The sequence below is a fragment of the Paenibacillus sp. GCM10027626 genome (genome assembly GCF_042676285.1).
In the GTDB taxonomy this organism is placed as follows: Bacteria; Bacillota; Bacilli; order Paenibacillales; family Paenibacillaceae; genus Paenibacillus_Z.
Genome location: NZ_JBHTHC010000011.1, coordinates 1 through 18,052 on the forward strand (window position 1 = coordinate 1; position 18,052 = coordinate 18,052).

General features: G+C 48.5%; 12 protein-coding genes and 1 pseudogene. 3 read left to right on the plus strand and 10 right to left on the minus strand.

Annotated features, from left to right (window positions below; genetic code table 11):
- From ACFQ0N_RS20940 to ACFQ0N_RS20960, 5 genes and pseudogenes are all read right to left on the minus strand, one after another.
- Positions 1-429, minus strand: a pseudogene (locus tag ACFQ0N_RS20940) (vWA domain-containing protein); the annotation flags it as partial.
- A gap of 41 nt (positions 430-470) precedes the next feature.
- Positions 471-1,178, minus strand: coding sequence for an oxygen-binding di-iron domain-containing protein (locus ACFQ0N_RS20945; protein ID WP_379329799.1), 708 nt, complete (start codon positions 1,176-1,178; stop codon positions 471-473).
- Positions 1,179-1,304: 126 nt separating this feature from the next.
- A complete protein-coding gene (locus ACFQ0N_RS20950; RefSeq protein WP_379329801.1) occupies positions 1,305-1,652 on the minus strand; it encodes a PH domain-containing protein in 348 nt (115 codons plus the stop codon).
- A gap of 64 nt (positions 1,653-1,716) precedes the next feature.
- The gene (locus tag ACFQ0N_RS20955; protein ID WP_379329803.1) at positions 1,717-2,256 is read right to left on the minus strand and encodes a helix-turn-helix domain-containing protein; all 540 of its coding nucleotides are present in this window, start codon (positions 2,254-2,256) and stop codon (positions 1,717-1,719) included.
- Between the two features lie 325 nt (positions 2,257-2,581).
- Positions 2,582-3,835, minus strand: coding sequence for an FAD-dependent oxidoreductase (locus ACFQ0N_RS20960; RefSeq protein ID WP_379329805.1), 1,254 nt, complete (start codon positions 3,833-3,835; stop codon positions 2,582-2,584).
- A 105-nt stretch (positions 3,836-3,940) separates the two neighbouring features.
- On the opposite strand from ACFQ0N_RS20960, the gene ACFQ0N_RS20965 reads away from it, so the two are divergent.
- The gene (locus tag ACFQ0N_RS20965; protein ID WP_379329807.1) at positions 3,941-4,966 is read left to right on the plus strand and encodes a LacI family DNA-binding transcriptional regulator; all 1,026 of its coding nucleotides are present in this window, start codon (positions 3,941-3,943) and stop codon (positions 4,964-4,966) included.
- Between the two features lie 114 nt (positions 4,967-5,080).
- On the opposite strand, the gene ACFQ0N_RS20970 is transcribed toward ACFQ0N_RS20965, so the two are convergent.
- The 5 genes from ACFQ0N_RS20970 to ACFQ0N_RS20990 form a co-directional block, all read right to left on the minus strand.
- Entirely contained in the window at positions 5,081-11,008 is a 5,928-nt protein-coding gene (locus tag ACFQ0N_RS20970) for a glycoside hydrolase domain-containing protein (RefSeq protein ID WP_379329809.1), read from the minus strand.
- Between the two features lie 86 nt (positions 11,009-11,094).
- Positions 11,095-11,931, minus strand: coding sequence for a carbohydrate ABC transporter permease (locus tag ACFQ0N_RS20975; protein WP_379329812.1), 837 nt, complete (start codon positions 11,929-11,931; stop codon positions 11,095-11,097).
- Between the two features lie 23 nt (positions 11,932-11,954).
- A complete protein-coding gene (locus ACFQ0N_RS20980) occupies positions 11,955-12,890 on the minus strand; it encodes a carbohydrate ABC transporter permease (RefSeq protein ID WP_379329814.1) in 936 nt (311 codons plus the stop codon).
- 107 nt (positions 12,891-12,997) lie between these two features.
- Entirely contained in the window at positions 12,998-14,476 is a 1,479-nt protein-coding gene (locus tag ACFQ0N_RS20985) for an ABC transporter substrate-binding protein (RefSeq protein ID WP_379329816.1), read from the minus strand.
- Between the two features lie 59 nt (positions 14,477-14,535).
- Positions 14,536-15,822, minus strand: a complete 1,287-nt coding sequence (locus tag ACFQ0N_RS20990) for a Gfo/Idh/MocA family protein (RefSeq protein WP_379330177.1) — start codon at positions 15,820-15,822, stop codon at positions 14,536-14,538.
- Between the two features lie 244 nt (positions 15,823-16,066).
- Between ACFQ0N_RS20990 and ACFQ0N_RS20995 the strand changes: the two genes are divergently transcribed.
- Together ACFQ0N_RS20995 and ACFQ0N_RS21000 are read left to right on the plus strand one after the other, a co-directional pair.
- Positions 16,067-17,056: a LacI family DNA-binding transcriptional regulator gene (locus ACFQ0N_RS20995; protein ID WP_379329818.1), complete on the plus strand. Its 990-nt coding sequence runs from the start codon at positions 16,067-16,069 to the stop codon at positions 17,054-17,056.
- Between the two features lie 95 nt (positions 17,057-17,151).
- Positions 17,152-18,033, plus strand: a complete 882-nt coding sequence (locus ACFQ0N_RS21000; RefSeq protein ID WP_379330179.1) for an AraC family transcriptional regulator — start codon at positions 17,152-17,154, stop codon at positions 18,031-18,033.
- Positions 18,034-18,052 lie beyond the last annotated feature (19 nt).

Below are 18,052 nucleotides of genomic sequence, written 5' to 3' on the forward strand. Positions count from 1 at the left end.
ATTAATGAAGGTCGACACATAAGGACGATAGTCTTCAGCCAGCAGAAGGAGCAGCTCTTCCATATATTGATCGGCTGTCAGATCAGTCGGCAATTTGTCCAAGGCCTCCTGAACATTCTGTTCATCAAAGTCGGAACCGGCAAAACGCCCCGGCGGTTTCATTAATAATTGTTCATCCGTTAATACAATTTGCGGTTTGCTTTGTTTCGAATCCGGGTCATCCGGAATAGTTGAAATATTCTCTGCCTGTTTGTTATCCTGACCGGACTCTGCCGGCTTCTGAGTGTTTGGATTATTTTTTGGCGATTCGTTACTCTGACTCGAATCCGACGAGTTCTGAGTGTTTGCATTATTCTTTTCTGGTTCGTTGCTGCAACCGGCAAGGAATACGATCATGATTAAAACGATGAAGGTCGAACTTCTTATCATTAACTTACCTCCGATTAGCCTTTGATGGCTGCTAGCATACCTTACATTTCTTGAAATATTTTAATGAGTTCTTCAATAGCAATCTTACCGTCTCCCTTGTAAGAAGAGCCGTGCATAACAGCAAGTGTTTTAGGGTTTAGATCTGCTAGTTTACGCAGCATCTGCTCTGTGTGCAAGGTATAGGGAATATAGTTGGAAAACGGACCTTGTGAGTTTTGTAACACTACTTTAAACCGATCAATTAAACTAGCCTCAGTGACTGGTTCCACATCGCCGTTTTGATGGAACAAGTCAGACGTGAAGAGCGTCCGCGTGGTCTCTTCAAACAGGAATCCTGCATCCCACCCATGCGGGAGATGGGGTGTGCGCAAGTAAAGGAAGCTTTTCTTCCCCGTACTGAATACCTCGTTGTCCTGAAGCGGACGAATAGGTCTGATAGCGAACTCCCCATTTACCGCCGCCCCAACAATCCCGATTATAGCCTCAGCTTGAGGTGCAATTGTGAGCCATTCATTGAGTGAGCCACACTCATCCGACTCGAAATGACTGTAACTAATCCAGCGTAATTGATTAAGATCAATTAGACTAGCAACTGCTTGACTGAACTGAGAAAAAAGTGATTTAGGGCCTGTATGGTACAAAAGAGGCTCCTCGTCTCGGACTAAAAATGCATTGTACTGGAATCCGGATTCCGTTGAGAAGATTGAAAGACGAAATACATCAGACTCAATTTCATCGATACGCACCATAAGAGTTCTCCTTTTTTCTTACAGATTATTTTACTGGTTTGTTTATGTTCATTCGTACCTTAGGACGGTAAAAGGCCGCGGTCGGCTGGATGAAGTACGACCTTGCTGGTGATTAAACTATCGTACTTAAGAGCTCCGCAGTAAAAGATTGTTTACTAATTGTTCTGGAGCTTCACTTTCAATTACGATTTTGTTAAATTCATGCTCTTTCAAACCAAGAATGACTACTTTACTGGCATCACGATAAGATAACAAATATTTCTTTCCATCAATGACGAAAACCCCAGCTTTATAATTTAACGCAGAAATGCCGGTTTTTCTTATAGCGGTCAAGGGAAACTCGAAAGCTCCCACTTGCAATTCATCGATCGAAGTGTAAGGAATTTCTATTCTGCTTCTCAAATTAGTAACTGCTGCCCAACTTGAAAAATTCAAGATTAAGGCGCGATCACCTAATATAACTTGAATACTCATTTTTCGTATCCTCCTCTTATGCTTTTATGTCCGTGTTAATACCAAAATCATCAATGACGCCTCCTTATTCCTGTGATTTTTGTGGAATGAACATACCTGCAAAGATGCGGGTAGTACGCTGTGGCGTCGGTTCGTTATTGATCGCCTTTTCAATATATTTATTAATCGAGTCAACGAGCTCTTGAAATTCTTCATCCGTCAGATGCATAGGCGAAAACCAATAACTGAATCCATCTTCCTTGTATTGTTTCGGAGGATTCTCTGTGAGATAAGAGGTCGCAAGCTGAAGCAAATTAGCATGGTATACGGAAAAATATCGCAAATGATCTTCCTGTGAAGTCACGTCGACTTCCTTTTCAGGAACCTGTAAATTATCCTTCTTTACCGAAAATACCCGTTCTGCCGTTCCCTTCACTTTTTTCGTATCGACGACTTCGATCATATCCGCCTCGATCAAAAGATTTATGTGACGATATAGTGTTGCTTGAGGAACATCGCCAAGCTCTTCTAAAAGTTGTGCGGTCGTCAGCGGTTTGCCCAGCAGTAATTGTTGTATAATCCGCATTCGTATCGGGTGAAGCAGTAGATCCGCCCTTTTTGACATTGTATTATCCCCTATATTATCATTTTATATAACGATAATAATATAGGTTCTTTAAAATTTCAACATTTTGCACATGATTATGGGAAATTGCTCATTGAGCCGCTGGAGCTGATCATACAGTTGCTGCGCCTCCCGCTAGCACAGCCGCGCCGGCCGGGATACCTTCTATTCTTGATCGGCTCTTCTTTCCTGTGCATGGAGCGCTATTCAATTTTTGCTGAATCATGCTGCTTTTGCTTTCCCTGTAATGCAGCGCACCGAAAAAAGCCTGCTCCATGCAGTATTACACTGCTAAAGCAGGCTTCTTTTTATTGAACAGCGGGAACTATTTTACAAACACGACATTTTGCTCGCGCAAACGGCTGTGCAACTGCTCGATCTCTACTTCCTTCATGGCGCATTCATCTTTAATGGCAATTGCCGCCGCAATGCCGGCCGCTTGGCCGAGCGCATAACAGGTCGGCTGGACGCGCATGGAGGACATGGCGACATGCGTTGCCGAAATTGCCCTTCCAGCTACAAGCAAATTGTCCACTTTATCCGTCAGCATACAGCGATACGGAATATCATAGCCGCTTACGGCACGCTCATCGGTCGTCCCTTTGCCGTCCGGGCTGTGAATGTCAATCTCGTAGTTGGTCTGCGCCACGACATCGGCAAACCGTCTGCCCCCGACGACGTCCTCCTCTGTCAAGGTATACAACCCTTCAATCTGGTTCGTCTCCCGTACGCCGACTTGCCCTGCAATATGGGAGATAGTATAGGTTTCAAAGCCGTTGTTTTGCAGGTAATACGCGATGGAAAACACCTGGCGGAGCGACTCCGTCTCGGCATAGTTAATATCTTCAATCCTGGCCCCGTTCCCCTTTACGCGGGACATATTGACAAGCAGGGTGCCATCCTGATTTTTCTCCCAAAACAGGTGCCGGCCCTGCGGCAAATCGGCCTTTTCCTTATATTCGTAGCAGCCCTCCGGCAGGACAGCCTTTACCTTGCGCCCTGTATTTTGCATCATAAACATGAGCGTCATCGGCTGTGTCATCCCGTCGCCCTCGCGCCCGGAATGGTACGGCACTCCCGCATCAATGGCCGCCTTGGCATCGCCCGTACAATCGATAAACTGCTTCGCCTCAAAGGCTCGCAGCCCTTCGCGGGTCGAGACAATGACCGCTTTAATCCGGTTGCCCTCTTTAACCGTCCCGGCAAAATCAGCATGAAAGCAAACGTGTACATTTTCCTTTTTCATCTTTTCATTCAAATAATACCGAAGCGCAAACGGCGAATATTGCGGCGCAATCGACTCGTCATGATGCTCAGGCAAATATTCGGCCAAAACTTCGCCTATCATCTCGCGGTAAATGCCCGTCACATTACCGATCGGCATAAAAATACTGACATTGCCCAGCGTTCCCATCCCGCCCAACTGGCCGGATTTCTCCAGCAAAATCACCTTTTGGCCGCTGCGCGCCGCGCTGATGGCCGCCGCCGTCCCCGCCGGTCCGCCGCCAATGACAACAATATCTGCCGATGCGTGCACCTTCACTTGGCGCTCAAACGAATACTCTGCGTGCTGCATCATATGCGTTCCTCCTCCAGCTGTTGAAATTAGCTTTATTCTAGCTTAAAATACAAGTAATTTTTAGTTTCAAATTACTTCAAAATTAAAATGAAGAGGATTAAAAAGATGCGCAAGAAGAAGGAAGTCACTCTGCACCATATTGCTGAAGAGCTGAAGCTTAGCCTGCATACCGTGTCCAAAGCATTAAGAGGACTGCCCGGGATGTCCGAGTCCACCCGGCGGCAGGTGTTCGAAACAGCACGCAGGCTGGGCTACAAAACAAAGGAACAGGAGCTGAGCGTCGGTTATGAAAAGCTGCCCCTGCTGTCTACGAAGCAAAGGCGCTTCACCATGATTATGACGCAAGAGACGCCGTTTTTTCGAGTTCAATTTCAAGGGCTTCAGGAAAGAATGCAGGAATGGGGACATACAATGACCGCCACTTTCCTTCCTCCGCTAAACACGGAGATGCAAAGCTGGCTTGCCGGCATTGATCTGGAATACTACGACGGCGTAATTATTCCCCCCGCAATTCAGGAGGAAATTGAACGGCTTTTGCTGCAGCTGCCGTTACCGAAGGTGTTGATCAATTATCCGCCCCCGCTCGCGAATGTAGACAGCGTCATCTGGGATGTGCTGACAGCCGTTCACCAATCTGTCCACTACCTGCATGCCATGGGGCATGAACGCATTTTATATATTGGGGATATTTATCGGCACCGCGGATTCCGGCTGCGCTGGCAAGCTTTTTGTGAAGCAATGGGGAGAATCGGTATCGTACCGCAGCCGGAACAGCACATGACCGTCTACGCGCTCCCGTCGGAGCAATGGATGAGCGAACTTCAGCATAAGCTGATCCACGGCAAATACAGCGCTATCCTGTGTGCCGTACAGCAGGATTTAAGCGCCGTCATGTACGCCTTGCAAAAGATCAATCTGAACATTCCCGAGCATATCTCGCTTGTTAGTGTGGAGGATATGGAAAACAAGCGCTTCCCTCAGCTTTCCCGCCCCCTGCTCCTTATGCAGGAAGCTGGCAGACGGGCAGCGGAAAGGTTGCTTTGGCGAATCGCCAATCCGCACGAGCCGTTCGAGTATACTCGTCTGCAGGGCACCTTTTTCCCGGGATCAACGGTGCAGCCGTATCGGTAAAGTTACGGAGCGCTTCGTGATGGTTGTTGCGCATCCACGACCGCCGCGGAGGTCCTAACATTCGGAAAAGCCGCCGTACAGGGACATCGGTCCCAGCATGGCGGCTTCTGGCTTTTATTGCTTATTCAAATAGTTATAAATGGCTTGCGCTGCTTCAGCACGATTAACAGAGACTTTCGGCACAAAATTGTTATTGCCTCGTCCGGCCATAATGCCCATCTCCGTCAAAACTTGGGTCGCTTCTTTTGCCCATGAGGAAATTTGCGCGTCATCGGCATAGCTATATGATAAAGCGGACTGAAGAGGTTGCTTTCTCTGCCATTCCAAAGCTCTCCTCAGCATAACCGCCATCTCCTCGCGCGTAATTGCAGCATGAGGAGCAAAGTGATCGTTTCCTTGACCCTTGACCAATCCGGCCTGAGCAACAGCATTGACTGCGCCTGCAAACCACGCATCAGAGCTTACGTCTGTAAATCTGCTGCTTCCTTTCTCTTCAAGCCCCAGCACTCTTGCAAGCATCGCCGCGAATTCAGCGCGTGTAATCTCACGTGCAGGCGCAAACGCTGTGGCTGAAGTGCCTTTAATAATCTGTCTGGCAGCAAGCTCTCGAATAGCTTCCACCGCCCATTGGACCTTGGATAGATCATCGAATTTCTTCACAAATATCAACCCCGCAATCTGTCCTCCCTCGAACAATTGGACAGAGAGCCGCTCGTCAGATACCTCTTCATTCAAGTAGACAAGCTCACCATCTGGTCCAAAGCGATAAATATGATAGTTGGCCAGCTTCTCCTGTGCGACTGGCAATGAAAGCACCAGCGGAGCTTTAAACGGCGTCGCCGCCGCTTGCTCTTTATCGCCATTAGTCCATTTTACCAGCACTTCCCACACTTGTTCCGGTAATGAAATATCGGCGTTTTGCTTGTTGGCGGCAAGCGAAACAAGACTTTGGCCTTCCTCCTTCGCCGCTGCTCTCAGTTCGACCGTCAGATTATCGGAATCGGCTGCCTCGCCGGACTTCAGCAACTCATCTATCCATTTCTGACTAAGCGTCAGCTGCGCATCGCCCTGCTCAATTGTAAGCGGCGTATTCTGCTGTCGCAACTGCTGAAGAAGCTCAAGCGCGATGATTGCCTTTTCCTGCCCTTCTGCAAACGTAATTTTGGGCTGCTTCGACGCAATATCCTGCGCCTTTACCACATATTCGCTTGCTGTCGATCCTGTTCCTTGACTGTTTCCCGCAATCCCGCCGTTAGTCGACGTTGGCGGTACATCGACCGGGTCTACTGTAACAGCCCACTTCGCATGCGCCGTCATGTTGCCCATGATCGCCGCTTCAAAGTCGAACGCGGTGGCATATGTTCCGTCCGTGAACCAGCCCTGGAACGTATAGCCCGCTTTCGTCGGGTCGGCTGGCTTCTTTACTTTGCTACCGTGGATTACAATTTGATCCGGAACCGCCGTGCCGCCATGTGTAACAAAGCTCACCTTATAGCTCGCAGGGCTGTTTGCTTCCCACTTCGCATGCGCCGTCGCGTTACCCATGATCGCCGCTTCAAAGTCGAAGGCGGTGGCATACGTTCCGTCCGTGTACCAGCCCTGGAATGTATAGCCCGCTTTCGTCGGGTCGGCTGGCTTCGTTGCTTTGCTGCCATGGCTAACGGTTTGATCCGGCACCGCCGTGCCGCCATAGGTAACAAAGCTCACCTTATAGCTCGCAGGGCTATTTCCTTCCCACTTCGCATGCGCTGTCGCATTGCCTGTGATCGCCGCATCAAAGTCGAACGCGGCGGCATATGTTCCGTCCGTGAACCAGCCCTGGAACGTATAGCCCGCTTTTGTCGGGTCGGCTGGCTTTGTTGCTTTGCTGCCGTGGCTTACGATTTGATCCGGAACCGCCGTGCCGCCGTCGGAATTGAAGCTGACTGTATAGCTGTTCACTACGGGCAGCCCCTTCATCTCAAAGGCAACATAGTTGGCTGTCGAAGCGCCGTCCATAATACCGTTGTCTGTCAAGCTTAATGCCGCCCCGCTGGTCCGTTCTACCAGGTTGAGATGGACCGTAATACCAATCTTTTTGCCCGCTTCAGCAGTTATGCCTATTGTTGTCCAAGGAATAGCCATCTCGACCTGATAACCATCTGCCGTACGCGTGCTTTTTTGAATAATGCCTTGTGTCAGGTCAGCATCCGGCAAGCCATTATAATAAATTTCAGGATCGTCAACCCGAATCGTATATTGATGCGTTCTGCTATCGCGCACCCCCTGAACAAATTCACTATCCACAAACAATTCGACGCTTGTTTCTTCCCATACCGGACGCGTCTTCGGCACATGAATATTGCCATCCTTCACGTCGAAGGCTGCATACAAATATTCAGGGCTCCACAGCAATCCCAATCTGCCGCCGCTGTTTTCATCCAGCAAATTGCCAAAGGCTTTATAGCCGATGTTCCAATTGGTATGCCAAGCTGTTTCATCAGCTTTACCATCGATATTCATTGCGTTGCTTTCAACAGCGTCAATCTGGTAAACCGTTTTTTGTTTAACGAATTTTTTTGGCAACCACGATGAGGAAGATACAGCATCCTGCGAGCTATCTTCTGTCAAAGCAAGCTTTCCTGCCGCCGGCAAGCTTGCATCATTGACATCCTTATCATTCACATGCGCAGTGAGACCAATGATATTGTCTAGTACCGGGTCAATATCCAGCGATCGCCAAGGAATCGCAATTTCCATGTTATAACCGTCTGCGGTTGCAGCATAGCTGTACTTGATCTTTTCATTCGCTCTCGGTGTCACCCGATAAATATGCACTTGCGGATCGTTCACTCTAAATACATATCTGACTGTGTGGTCATCGTAGGTTCCTTGTTTGCCTGTTCCATCCACATATATTTCCAAAGAATCGTCATCCCACGGATTGGCCGCACCGGAGTTCACAACATGGTTATCTTTAACTGATGCCGCTACAAATAAATACTCATCATTGTAGTGATATGAGATTGCAGCTTCATTATCAGTAACGCCCGTTTTATAGGTTAGCGGCGAGCGTGCTTTCCATATTTGTTCGTTCAAATTTCCATCCACATAAGGAATAACCTGAGTAAATGGAAGATCGTACTGCTTCATCGCTTCCGTATCAACGCCTAGCAAATGCAGGTCACTAATGTACAATTCCGCTTCCTGACTACCCGGTAATGTATAAACGACTATAGAAGCTATATGGTGAATATCATTTTTTACTTCCGACAAATTAAACGATAAATGATTCTCCCCGGGTGCTATGGTTCTAATCCGATGATCGGAAGCGGCACCGTTCTGGTCATAAAATTTAATAAACATATCTTTAGGTTCATTGGCCGCATTGTAAACGTCCAGTTCAATTGTCTCTGCCCATTTGAAATCTTTCAGATCTTCCCTTACAGGAATGCGAATGCCAGGATAGCTATCCGGAATGTTCGCAGGGATCTTCACTTTCAGCGCATTGCCGTCTCCTGTTGCATGATCCTCTGTAATACCTAATATCGAAGCGCCATACACAGTCGTGATGCCGCTGATCGACTGCTGATCCGGGAAATCGTGAATGACCTGTTTCCGCATAATCGGCTGCAGTACGCGAGATTTTACAAAGACCCGCTTCGTGATAGCAAGCTCGTGCGTCCCTTGCTTCAGTTGAATCTGCACCTCATTCGTACCCAAACCGAAATCCATCGTGTAACTATAACGATCGCTCACTTGATTACCAGATATTTCCATCCCAGTAATTACTTCCTGATTAATGGAAACTTCTGTCCCTTTAGCCGCATATACAACAACTTCTTTTTTAGACAGTTCGTTGGGCTGATCCTTAATAACGACTAGCGCTTGCGGGTCCTTCGCCAGTTCTTCGATAAAATCCGCGATTTCACTTCTTACCTGCTGCAAATCCTGTGCACTCTTTGTAAATGATTTAACATTTGTGAATAAGCGGTCATAATAAGGCTGGATCAGCTCTTTAGCCGATACCGTTACCCCTAATTGCTGCGCTGCCTCATTAATGCGTTCCTCCAACAGCCACAAATATTCATAGTCCTGATTGCCGTCGCGTATCGTCTGCAGCCGTAATGTAGCAATTGGGCTGTCCATGCCGTATTTAAATCCTGGATATAACAAAAATCCGTCCCCATTGGCTCCCGGGAAGGCCAACGGATCGTTCCATACATCGCGCGACTTATAAGGCCAGGAGCCGGTCCATTTTCCATAAATATTAACCGACCAATATAAATTCCCCTCAATATTGTAAGAATGCTGCATCCAAGGTACAAGTCTTGCACTGATAAGATCATCGTCAATATGATAGGTCGGGTATGGATTAGCCGGCAAGACACAGCCATACCACCATATATTGCCCCCGTTTGCTTTAAACTGTTGTACCTGCTGCAAATAATCCTGACTTTCAAAATCGCGGAATAAAGGCGTGAATGTATTAACGTCATCCATTAATTCAGGGGTAAGACCAGTCGTTACCAAATGTCTAAGTGCAGGATCGATAGCTTTAATTTGCTGGCTGCGCAGCTTTACCTTAGGGAACATTGCTGCCGAGGGCTCATCGATTTCCGCTCCCAAATAATAATAAGCTTTGTCCAGCAGTCCCTTAGCCTTCAATCCGTCGACAAGTTGCTTCGCTCTGCCGCTTTCAAAATCGCCTATCGTATAAGGAAGGTTATAGGCAGAAACACGCGGATCATTGATATAGGGCTCAGCATCCGTAATGTATTGGTCGTAATCGTCTGCCGGGATCGGCAGGCTCGTTGGAGTCACATGATAGTTTAATAGAAACTCATAGTAGTTTTTCATGACATCCCAATATGCTGATGATCCCTCTGCCAATCCCGGGTAGCCGTAAGAAAGCATCCCGCCCCATATCGCAAATGCCGTTTGTGCATGATTCTGTTCCGGAAGCGCGAAATCTCTAACTTTTACGTTAATAGGCACCTGATCCGTATTGCCATTAGCCGTAATCGAGATGGTTCCTGAATACAGTCCGGCAGGCGTATTCTCTTCTGTTTTAACCGTAAACCAAATCGCCTGATTGTTGCCGCTTTGTACTTGAATGGACCCATGCACGTTCATATAAGGCCCAATCGGAATTAAAGCATCCGGATACCAGCCAGGCTCATGCGCGTTGTTAGACTTAGTAGTCGTTTTGATATAATGCTGCACAAGCACCTCAACTTGGCTGGCAGGTATCGTTGCACTGCCGGAGGTTAAATCCGAAATTACAGCTTCCGTTATGTCGACAAATCCGCCGTTGGCTGTGAGCAGAACCTGGCCGCTTTGATATTCGCGCTTCGCCATCTCCAAATTTACGGTATTCGAAGAAAGAGGTACGGCATCGCGCATAATATTCATTGTGCTAGGTGCTGTCCAAATGCGGTATGTCCCTTCTGTCGGCTCGGGATCAGCGTTTAACTGAACGAACGACGCATCATCAAAATAAACCTTCCCGGTTCCGTACGCCACCATTAAATAGGGTTTTACATGAACAACTCCTTGTGCAGGCTGGAAGCGGTAAACAAAGCGCTGCCAATCGCCGGTAAACTCTTCCTTCTCCATCTTGATACTTGGACCGTTAATCCATGCATTGTTGCTATCATAACAGTCCAATGCCAGCACCGGACGACCGGTCATTTCCAAATCAGCTACTTTAAGCCAGACAGAGAACTCATACTCTTCCGCATCGCTAACCGATTCTCCTTGCGTATACTCCCAGTTCGGCCAACCTTCTCCTGTTGAATGATCAATAAAAGCACTATACGTGCCTGAATGCTTTTCTTGATCGCTCACGCCAAAATCTGTTCCAAGTTGGCCGGCTGAATGTGTCCATCCAGCAGGCTGGCCCCCAAACACCATTTCGAAGCCTGCATTACTAAACCCATTTTCAGTTGGTGCCGCTGCCGCTGCCGTCGTCTCCCCAATTCCGAAAATAACCGGCATGAATAAACATAAAATAAGCAATTGCAAAGCCCGCCGTTTGCTTACACTTCTCCATTTTTTCATTCAGGTTCACATCTCCTTTAATTTATATAAAGCGCTTACAGAATCTTCGCAAAGCAACTGAAAAGTTGCTTTTTGTCATTCTCTGTTCATCCCTTCGTCGCCCCCATCGTAGCGCCTTCCATGATCCTTCTCTGGAACAGGATATAGAATATAATGGAAGGGACCATGACGATCATCACGCCTGCAAACATCGTCACCCAATCCGACGTATATTGCATCTTCATATTCGCCTGATACATATTGACCCCGATCGTGTACTTTGCAGGATCGGACAAATAAATAAACGGGCCGAGGAAGTTATTGTACAGACCGAGAAACTTAAAAATCGCCACCGTTACGATTCCCGGCGTGGACAGCGGTACAATGATTTTCCAGAACGTCTGGAACAGCGTTGCACCGTCTATGTGAGCACTTTCCTCCAGGTCCTTGGGCAAAGAAGACATAAAACCGCCGAGCAGCATGAGGAAAAATACGTTCTCCCCGAAACTGTCCAGTATGACTAGCCCTGTCAGGCTGTTCGTCAGACTGAGGGACTTCATCAGCACATATTGCGGCACAAGCGCGTTAATGCCCGGCAGGAACAGCGACAGCATGATAAGCCCCCAGATGAATTGCCTGCCCTTGAACTTCATGCGGGTCAGTGCATAGGCGTTAAGTGTAGTAAGAAACGTACCCAGCACCAAGCTTGCGCCTACGTAGTAGAGGGTGTTTAACAAGGATTGGCCGATGTCGTATTCGTTCCAAGCTTTCGTGTAATTGCTCCAGTTCATCTTTGATGGCAGCGCCCAAATGTTTTGGAAAAAGTCTGCGTTCGTCCTAAACGATTGATATAAAATCCATACAACCGGAAACAAAATGGATAGCGCCCATAAAAATAAGATCAGTCTCCATAAACTGTCCGCCAGTGTTCTCTTTTCCGTCATTCCACCCCTCCTCCTTTCTCATGCTAGAACTCTATGTCCTTCTCCGGGTAAATTTTATCGATGATCAGTTTCGAGCCAACCAGGATGACGAACAGCAGCATGCCTATAGCGGACGCATACCCGTAGCTGTGCGATTCCTTGCCAAAAGCAAGATTGAACATGTACAATCCTGCGACGTCCGTCGAGCCTTCCGGGCCGCCATTTGTCAGAATCATGATGATCTCGAAGCCCTTCAGCGTGCCAAGAACGACGAACACGACACATACCCTTATGACATTGCGAATAAGCGGGATCGTAATCCGGAACAGAATGGTCATCGGTCTGGCGCCTTCAAGGTGCGCCGCTTCGTATAGCGATTTTGGAATCGCGCTCATCGCATTAATGAAGATAACGACGTAGAGGCCAACCCCGCCCCATACCATCGGTATGACGAGCGCCCAGATTGCCGTTCTCGAATCGCCCAACCAGTAAAAATCATTCATATTCAACCCGAACAGCTCAAGAAAGCCGTTCAGCAAACCAAATGTACCGTCGAAGATGAACGACCACAGTAACGCTACGACGACCGTGGAAAGCACGTTCGTAAAAAAGTAAACGACTTTATAGAAGGCGTTCTCCCGATACGATTTGTTGTTAAGCAAATAGGCAAGCAACAGCGATACGAACATCGTCAAAGCGGGCACAACAACGATATAAATCAGATTGTGATACAGTGCGCGCCAGATGAAATGATCCTTAAACAAGTAAGCATAGTTATCGAGGCCGGCAAATTTAGCATCCGTCAATCCATCCCATTCCAAAAAGGAGTAGTACACAGACATCACATTCGGGTACAAGGTAAACAAAATATATCCCAGCAAAGACGGCGCAATCGCGATAAGCAGAAACATAGCCTTCTGCCTAGCGGCTTTTCCGGATCCTTGCCCATTCCGCGAAAGCGGTGTTTGACTGGCATTCAACTCGCATAATCCCCCTTCAAGATAAAATCAAATGAACGGGAGGAATAATGCTTCCTCCCGAACGCACTTCTCCTCCGCGTATCAATCGCGGCAAGCTTGAGCTTTGCCTACGGCTTTGGACGATCCTTCGCGATCGCGGCTTGCTTCAGTTTCTCAGCCTCTTCCAAGACGGGAGCCGGATCTTTCTTGCCTGTAGCCACAGCTGTAATTAGCTCGCTTAGCATCTTGTCGGCGGCACCGCTCTCCGTACTGGTAAGACCGAAGTTGCGGCGATAGGAAATGTATTGAACGTTATGCTTCGAAGAATAGTCCATGACGGCCGATTGAGCCGGCTGAAGCTTCGCTGTACGAGCCGGATCGTCTCCGAAATCAAGACGTGCAGGGTAAGCTCCCGCATCAGATGCGATCGTCGTCTGAATTTCGAAATCGTACAAGCTTATCAGAAATTCTTTTGCCCATTTCTTATTGAGATCAGGTTTGTTTTTCCATATCATGAAGCCGAAGTCCCCGACTCCGGAGTTGACGAAGATCGTCTGGTCAGCATCATTCGTGGCCGGCACAGCCATGAATCCCCAGGTGAAGCCTTCCGGCGTCGCATCCTTCATCTCGTTTCCTACCCAGTCTCCGGTCGAAACAAGCGCAGCCTTATGCTGAAGCACCTGCATTTGCGATTGTGTATGGTTGAGGGCTGCTACTCCGGCAGGAAAATAACCTTTCTTGCCGAAGTCGAAAATCCGGTTCCAAGCCTCTTTGTTTTCCGGTGTCGTGAACTGCGGCCCGGTATAGCTGCGGAAGTTTTGGATATACTCGTCGAGTTTGCCCTCCGACTTCGCCAGGCCGAATTGCAGGGTGTTAAATACATAGTCGGTCAAATATCCTGCATAAACCCCGGGAAACGTAATCGGGATCACACCGTCAGCTTTGATCTGATCAAGCAGCCCGACGAACTCATCCCACGTTGCCGGGCTTTTGTTCCACCCCTTCTCGTCAAACAACTTCTGATCGAAGAACAGTCCTGCTGTAAAGCCGGCAACCGGCAATATGGACGTATAACTGAGGGTGGCGGCCGATTCATACGCATCGTCCGAGATGACGGAACGCAACGTCTTGCCGGGTTCCCCCGGAAGCTCGCGATTCCATAAATCGTCCAGCGGTTCTACTTTGCCTGTCGCGACCATTCTTTCCCGCTGTCCTGCGCCGGAAAAACGCGGAAAGAAGAGATCGAACATGTCATTATCGTCGCCCGCAGCGATCTTCGGCTCAAGAATTGTCTCCAATGCAGGGGACGCCATGATATCGAAGGTGACATTCGGATATTTTTCCGTAAACTTCTTGACCGCAAAATCCATCCAGGCACGTCCTGAACCAGCTTCCCAGAAGCCTACCTTAAGCGTCACTTTCTCATCCTTTGGCAAACCATTTTCAGGATAGACGCCGTCTGATTCTGGGGAAGCGTTTACCGAGTTGTCCGGACTTGGCGGCGGCGTGTCTGTGCCTTCCGACGGTTTGCTGACGTTGCTTCCGCATCCAGCTAACATCGAGACAACCATAATTGAAGAAACCAACAATCCATGTACCTTTTTCATTGCCATTGACCCTCCTTAATGATTTCTTTCAGTTGAAGCTATATAAACTGCAAAATAGCTCAGTTCAACTGCCAATGGGACTGATACCCCAAGTCCAGCACGCTCGAAATCTCGACGGAGCGGCCGCCTTCCAGCCTCGAACGCTCCGCTGCGAAGGCCATCAAATGGCTTTGTACGGAAGCTTCGGCTGAGGTCAATCCTTGTCCTTCAGAGCGTTGTCCGTTTCGCACGTCGTTCAGGAATTCCCGGATGAGGCCTTCATCCCCGCCGCCATGCCCGCCTTCTCCAACAGTGACCGGAACCAGGATTTGTTCTTGCCCGAATGGGTACAACCGGATTTCGTTATTCTCCATATGCCCGCGGATTTCACCCAACGTGCCCATAATTTGCACCGTCCGGGATATTTCATGTGTGAAACCCGACATTGTAAACGAGGCCGTGACGCCTCCCTCGAACTCCATGTTGACAACCTGGTGGTCGACAACATTGTTATCGCACCGATAGACACAGCGGCCGAACGGCCCTTCTCGCAGTGCATGCCGGACGGCTTCCGGAGTCGGTTCGCTGGCAATAAAGCGCCTCCATTCATCCGTATCGGCTTCTTCATAAATTCGGACCGCTGAATATGGGCAGCTTCTCTCGACCGCGCAATTGTCTATGCAGCGAAATGCCGAACCTGCCGGGGCGTTATCCGGACGAAAATGCAGCAACGATCCATAAGAACCCACTTTCAGACATCGTCTGTCGATCAACCAGGATAAAAGGTCCATATCGTGGCAGGACTTTTGCAGAATCATCGGGCTCGTATCATCCGACCTTCTCCAGTTGCCGCGTACAAAGCTGTGCGCCATATGATAAAAACCGACGTTCTCGCTTAATTGCACGGATACGATTTGTCCAATCCTGCCGGAGGCGATCAACGCTTTGATCTTGGACCAGAAAGGCGTATAGCGCAGAACATGGCATACGGTAAGCAGCCTGCCATGAAGCTTCGCAGCCCGGGCCATCTCAATCACTTCACCAATGTCCGGGGCCATCGGTTTCTCTAGCAGGATGTTATATCCTAACGCTAATGCTCGCAGCGTAGGTTCGTAATGCATACGATCCTGTGTCGAGATGATCGCTGCATCCGCGATTTGCCCTACAGCCAGCGCTTGTTCCCAACTCGTGTAAAGTTGTTCAGACGAAAGACCATACTCGGCCGCCGCGATTTTTCTTCGTTCCTCGTCTGGCTCGGCCACCGCGACGATCTTCAACTGTTCAGGGTACTTTCTGGCGTAAGCGCCATAGACGAATCTTCCCCTCGCTCCTGCGCCTAGGAGTACCGCCGTAATCTGTCGTGTAATGCTGCATGCCCCCTTGTATGTATTCGGATATAACTTGCTAACAGCAATAATAACGCCCGCTATATTTTTCTGTCAATACTCCGTTTGAAATTATTTTTTAAGCATGTAATCGCATTCATCTCAAAAAAACCACCTTAAGCAAGCGCTTATAGTGATGAAAAATTGACAAAATTGAATTGTCAAACTTATAATATTACTATCGTTATTTTTTCACTTTGCACGTGAAGGAGATTGACATTGGCTTATGGTTACGAAAAAGGAAATCGCGGACTACCTTGGCATTTCGCGCGCGGCTGTGTCCCTCGTGCTGAATAATACACCCAGCAGCACCATTTCGAGCAAAACCCGCAACAAAATTTTGCAGGCAGCCAGGGAACTGGGTTACAGAGACGTGGACAGTTCCCCCAAGATTTGCTTTATTCTTTACGAGCGGGATGCGGATGACCCGCGCTACATGAGAGAACTTCACCTCGTCGAACATGCAGCCAGCCAAGCCGGCTACGGGTTGATGTTCATGAACGTCACGAAAGCTCCCGAATCCATCGACAAGCTAAGAAAAGCCTTGGAGAGCAAGGAAATTGACGGGTCTTACGTTTCCGGCGATGTTGACGAGTGTTTGGTTCAGGTGCTCCGCAGCTATGACACGCCTTTTCTCTTATTCGGGTTGCCCCTAAGCGGAAATATCGACGATCTAAACTATGCGATTTCCGACAATCGGAAGTGGGCTTTCGAAGCGGTAAACCACCTTATTTCTCTCGGCCATACGCGCATCGCGCTGTTTTCGGGGAGTTTGGATTACGAGATCCACCAGTTATGCTTGAAAGGGTACTGCGATGCCCTAGAAGCTAACGAAATTCCGCTCGATCGTTCGCTGATCCAGATCAGCGACGACGAAAACGGCTATGAATTATGCAAGCGTGCCGAGATGCTTCAGCTGGATTACTCTGCCGTGTTCTGCGTCAATAATGTTATTCAATTCGGCGTCCTTCAACGGCTTCAAAGTATAGGTGTTTCTGTTCCAGACGACATCAGCCTGATTGGGGTTGGCCTTATCGACTTAGTGAAAATAAGCGTTCCTCAACTGACCACCTACTATATGGCAGATGCTATAATAGCCGAATCCGTCTCACTGCTGATCGATCTGATTCATGATCCCGGAACAGGGAGAAGGGCTTGCAGCATTACTGAATTTTCCCTTTTCGAAGGCGGCACGGTTGCCCCCAAAAAATCTTGATTGCTCAATCGTCAAAAAAAAACTGTTCCGTGAAAGCACAAAATGACAGGAGTGTAGGGTGCATCAGTGATACGATCATTAACGAAGACGAGGTGATGCTAGTGGAATGGTTAAACCGCATGAAGGATGCGATCGATCTGATCGAGAGTAAAATGGAGGAGCCGCTGAATATCGAGGAAATTGCCACGGCTGCGTATTCGTCGCCGTTTCATTTTCAACGGATGTTCCATATGTTGACCGGCATGACGGTAGCAGAATATATACGCAAGCGCAGATTGACTTTAGCGGTGCAGGAGTTGGCCTTGACACCGAGCAAAGTTATTGAAGTCGCGCTAAAGTATGGCTATGATTCCCCTGAATCGTTCTCGAAGGCTTTTCGGAAAATCCATGGCATCTCTCCTTCGGAAGCGCGTCATCCTGGCGTTCAACTTAAAGCCTTTCCGCGCATTTCCTTTCACATTTCACTTAAAGGAGATAAAGACATGGACTATCGTATTGTAGACAAAGAAGCCTTTACCGTAATCGGGAAAACAGCCCGATTGACCTGCCAAAACAATGAGCAACAAAGCAAAATTCCGAAACTGTGGGCGGAATACAACCGGAACGGCACAGTCAACAAGCTAGGCTCGCTCAGCACTGACGGCAACGTGCTCGGGATCATTATGGATATGGTGCCAGGCCGAGATGAATTTAATTATATGATTGCCGCTGAGGCAGACAGCTCCTCAGCCGGTGCAGCCGCAGAGCAGCACGGCTTTGTCACTAGCGTCATCCCGGCCTCCACTTGGGCGATCTTTACTTCTGTCGGCTCGCTTCCTGATGCCATCCAGACGTTAACTGCCCGCATTTATCAGGAATGGTTCCCTGGAACCGGATATGAGCATTCCGGCGCGCCGGAGCTGGAGGTCTATCCGCTTGGCAATACCACTGCGGCAGACTACCGCTGCGAAGTATGGGTACCTATCGTGAAAAAATAACGACCTTTGCGGACACCGT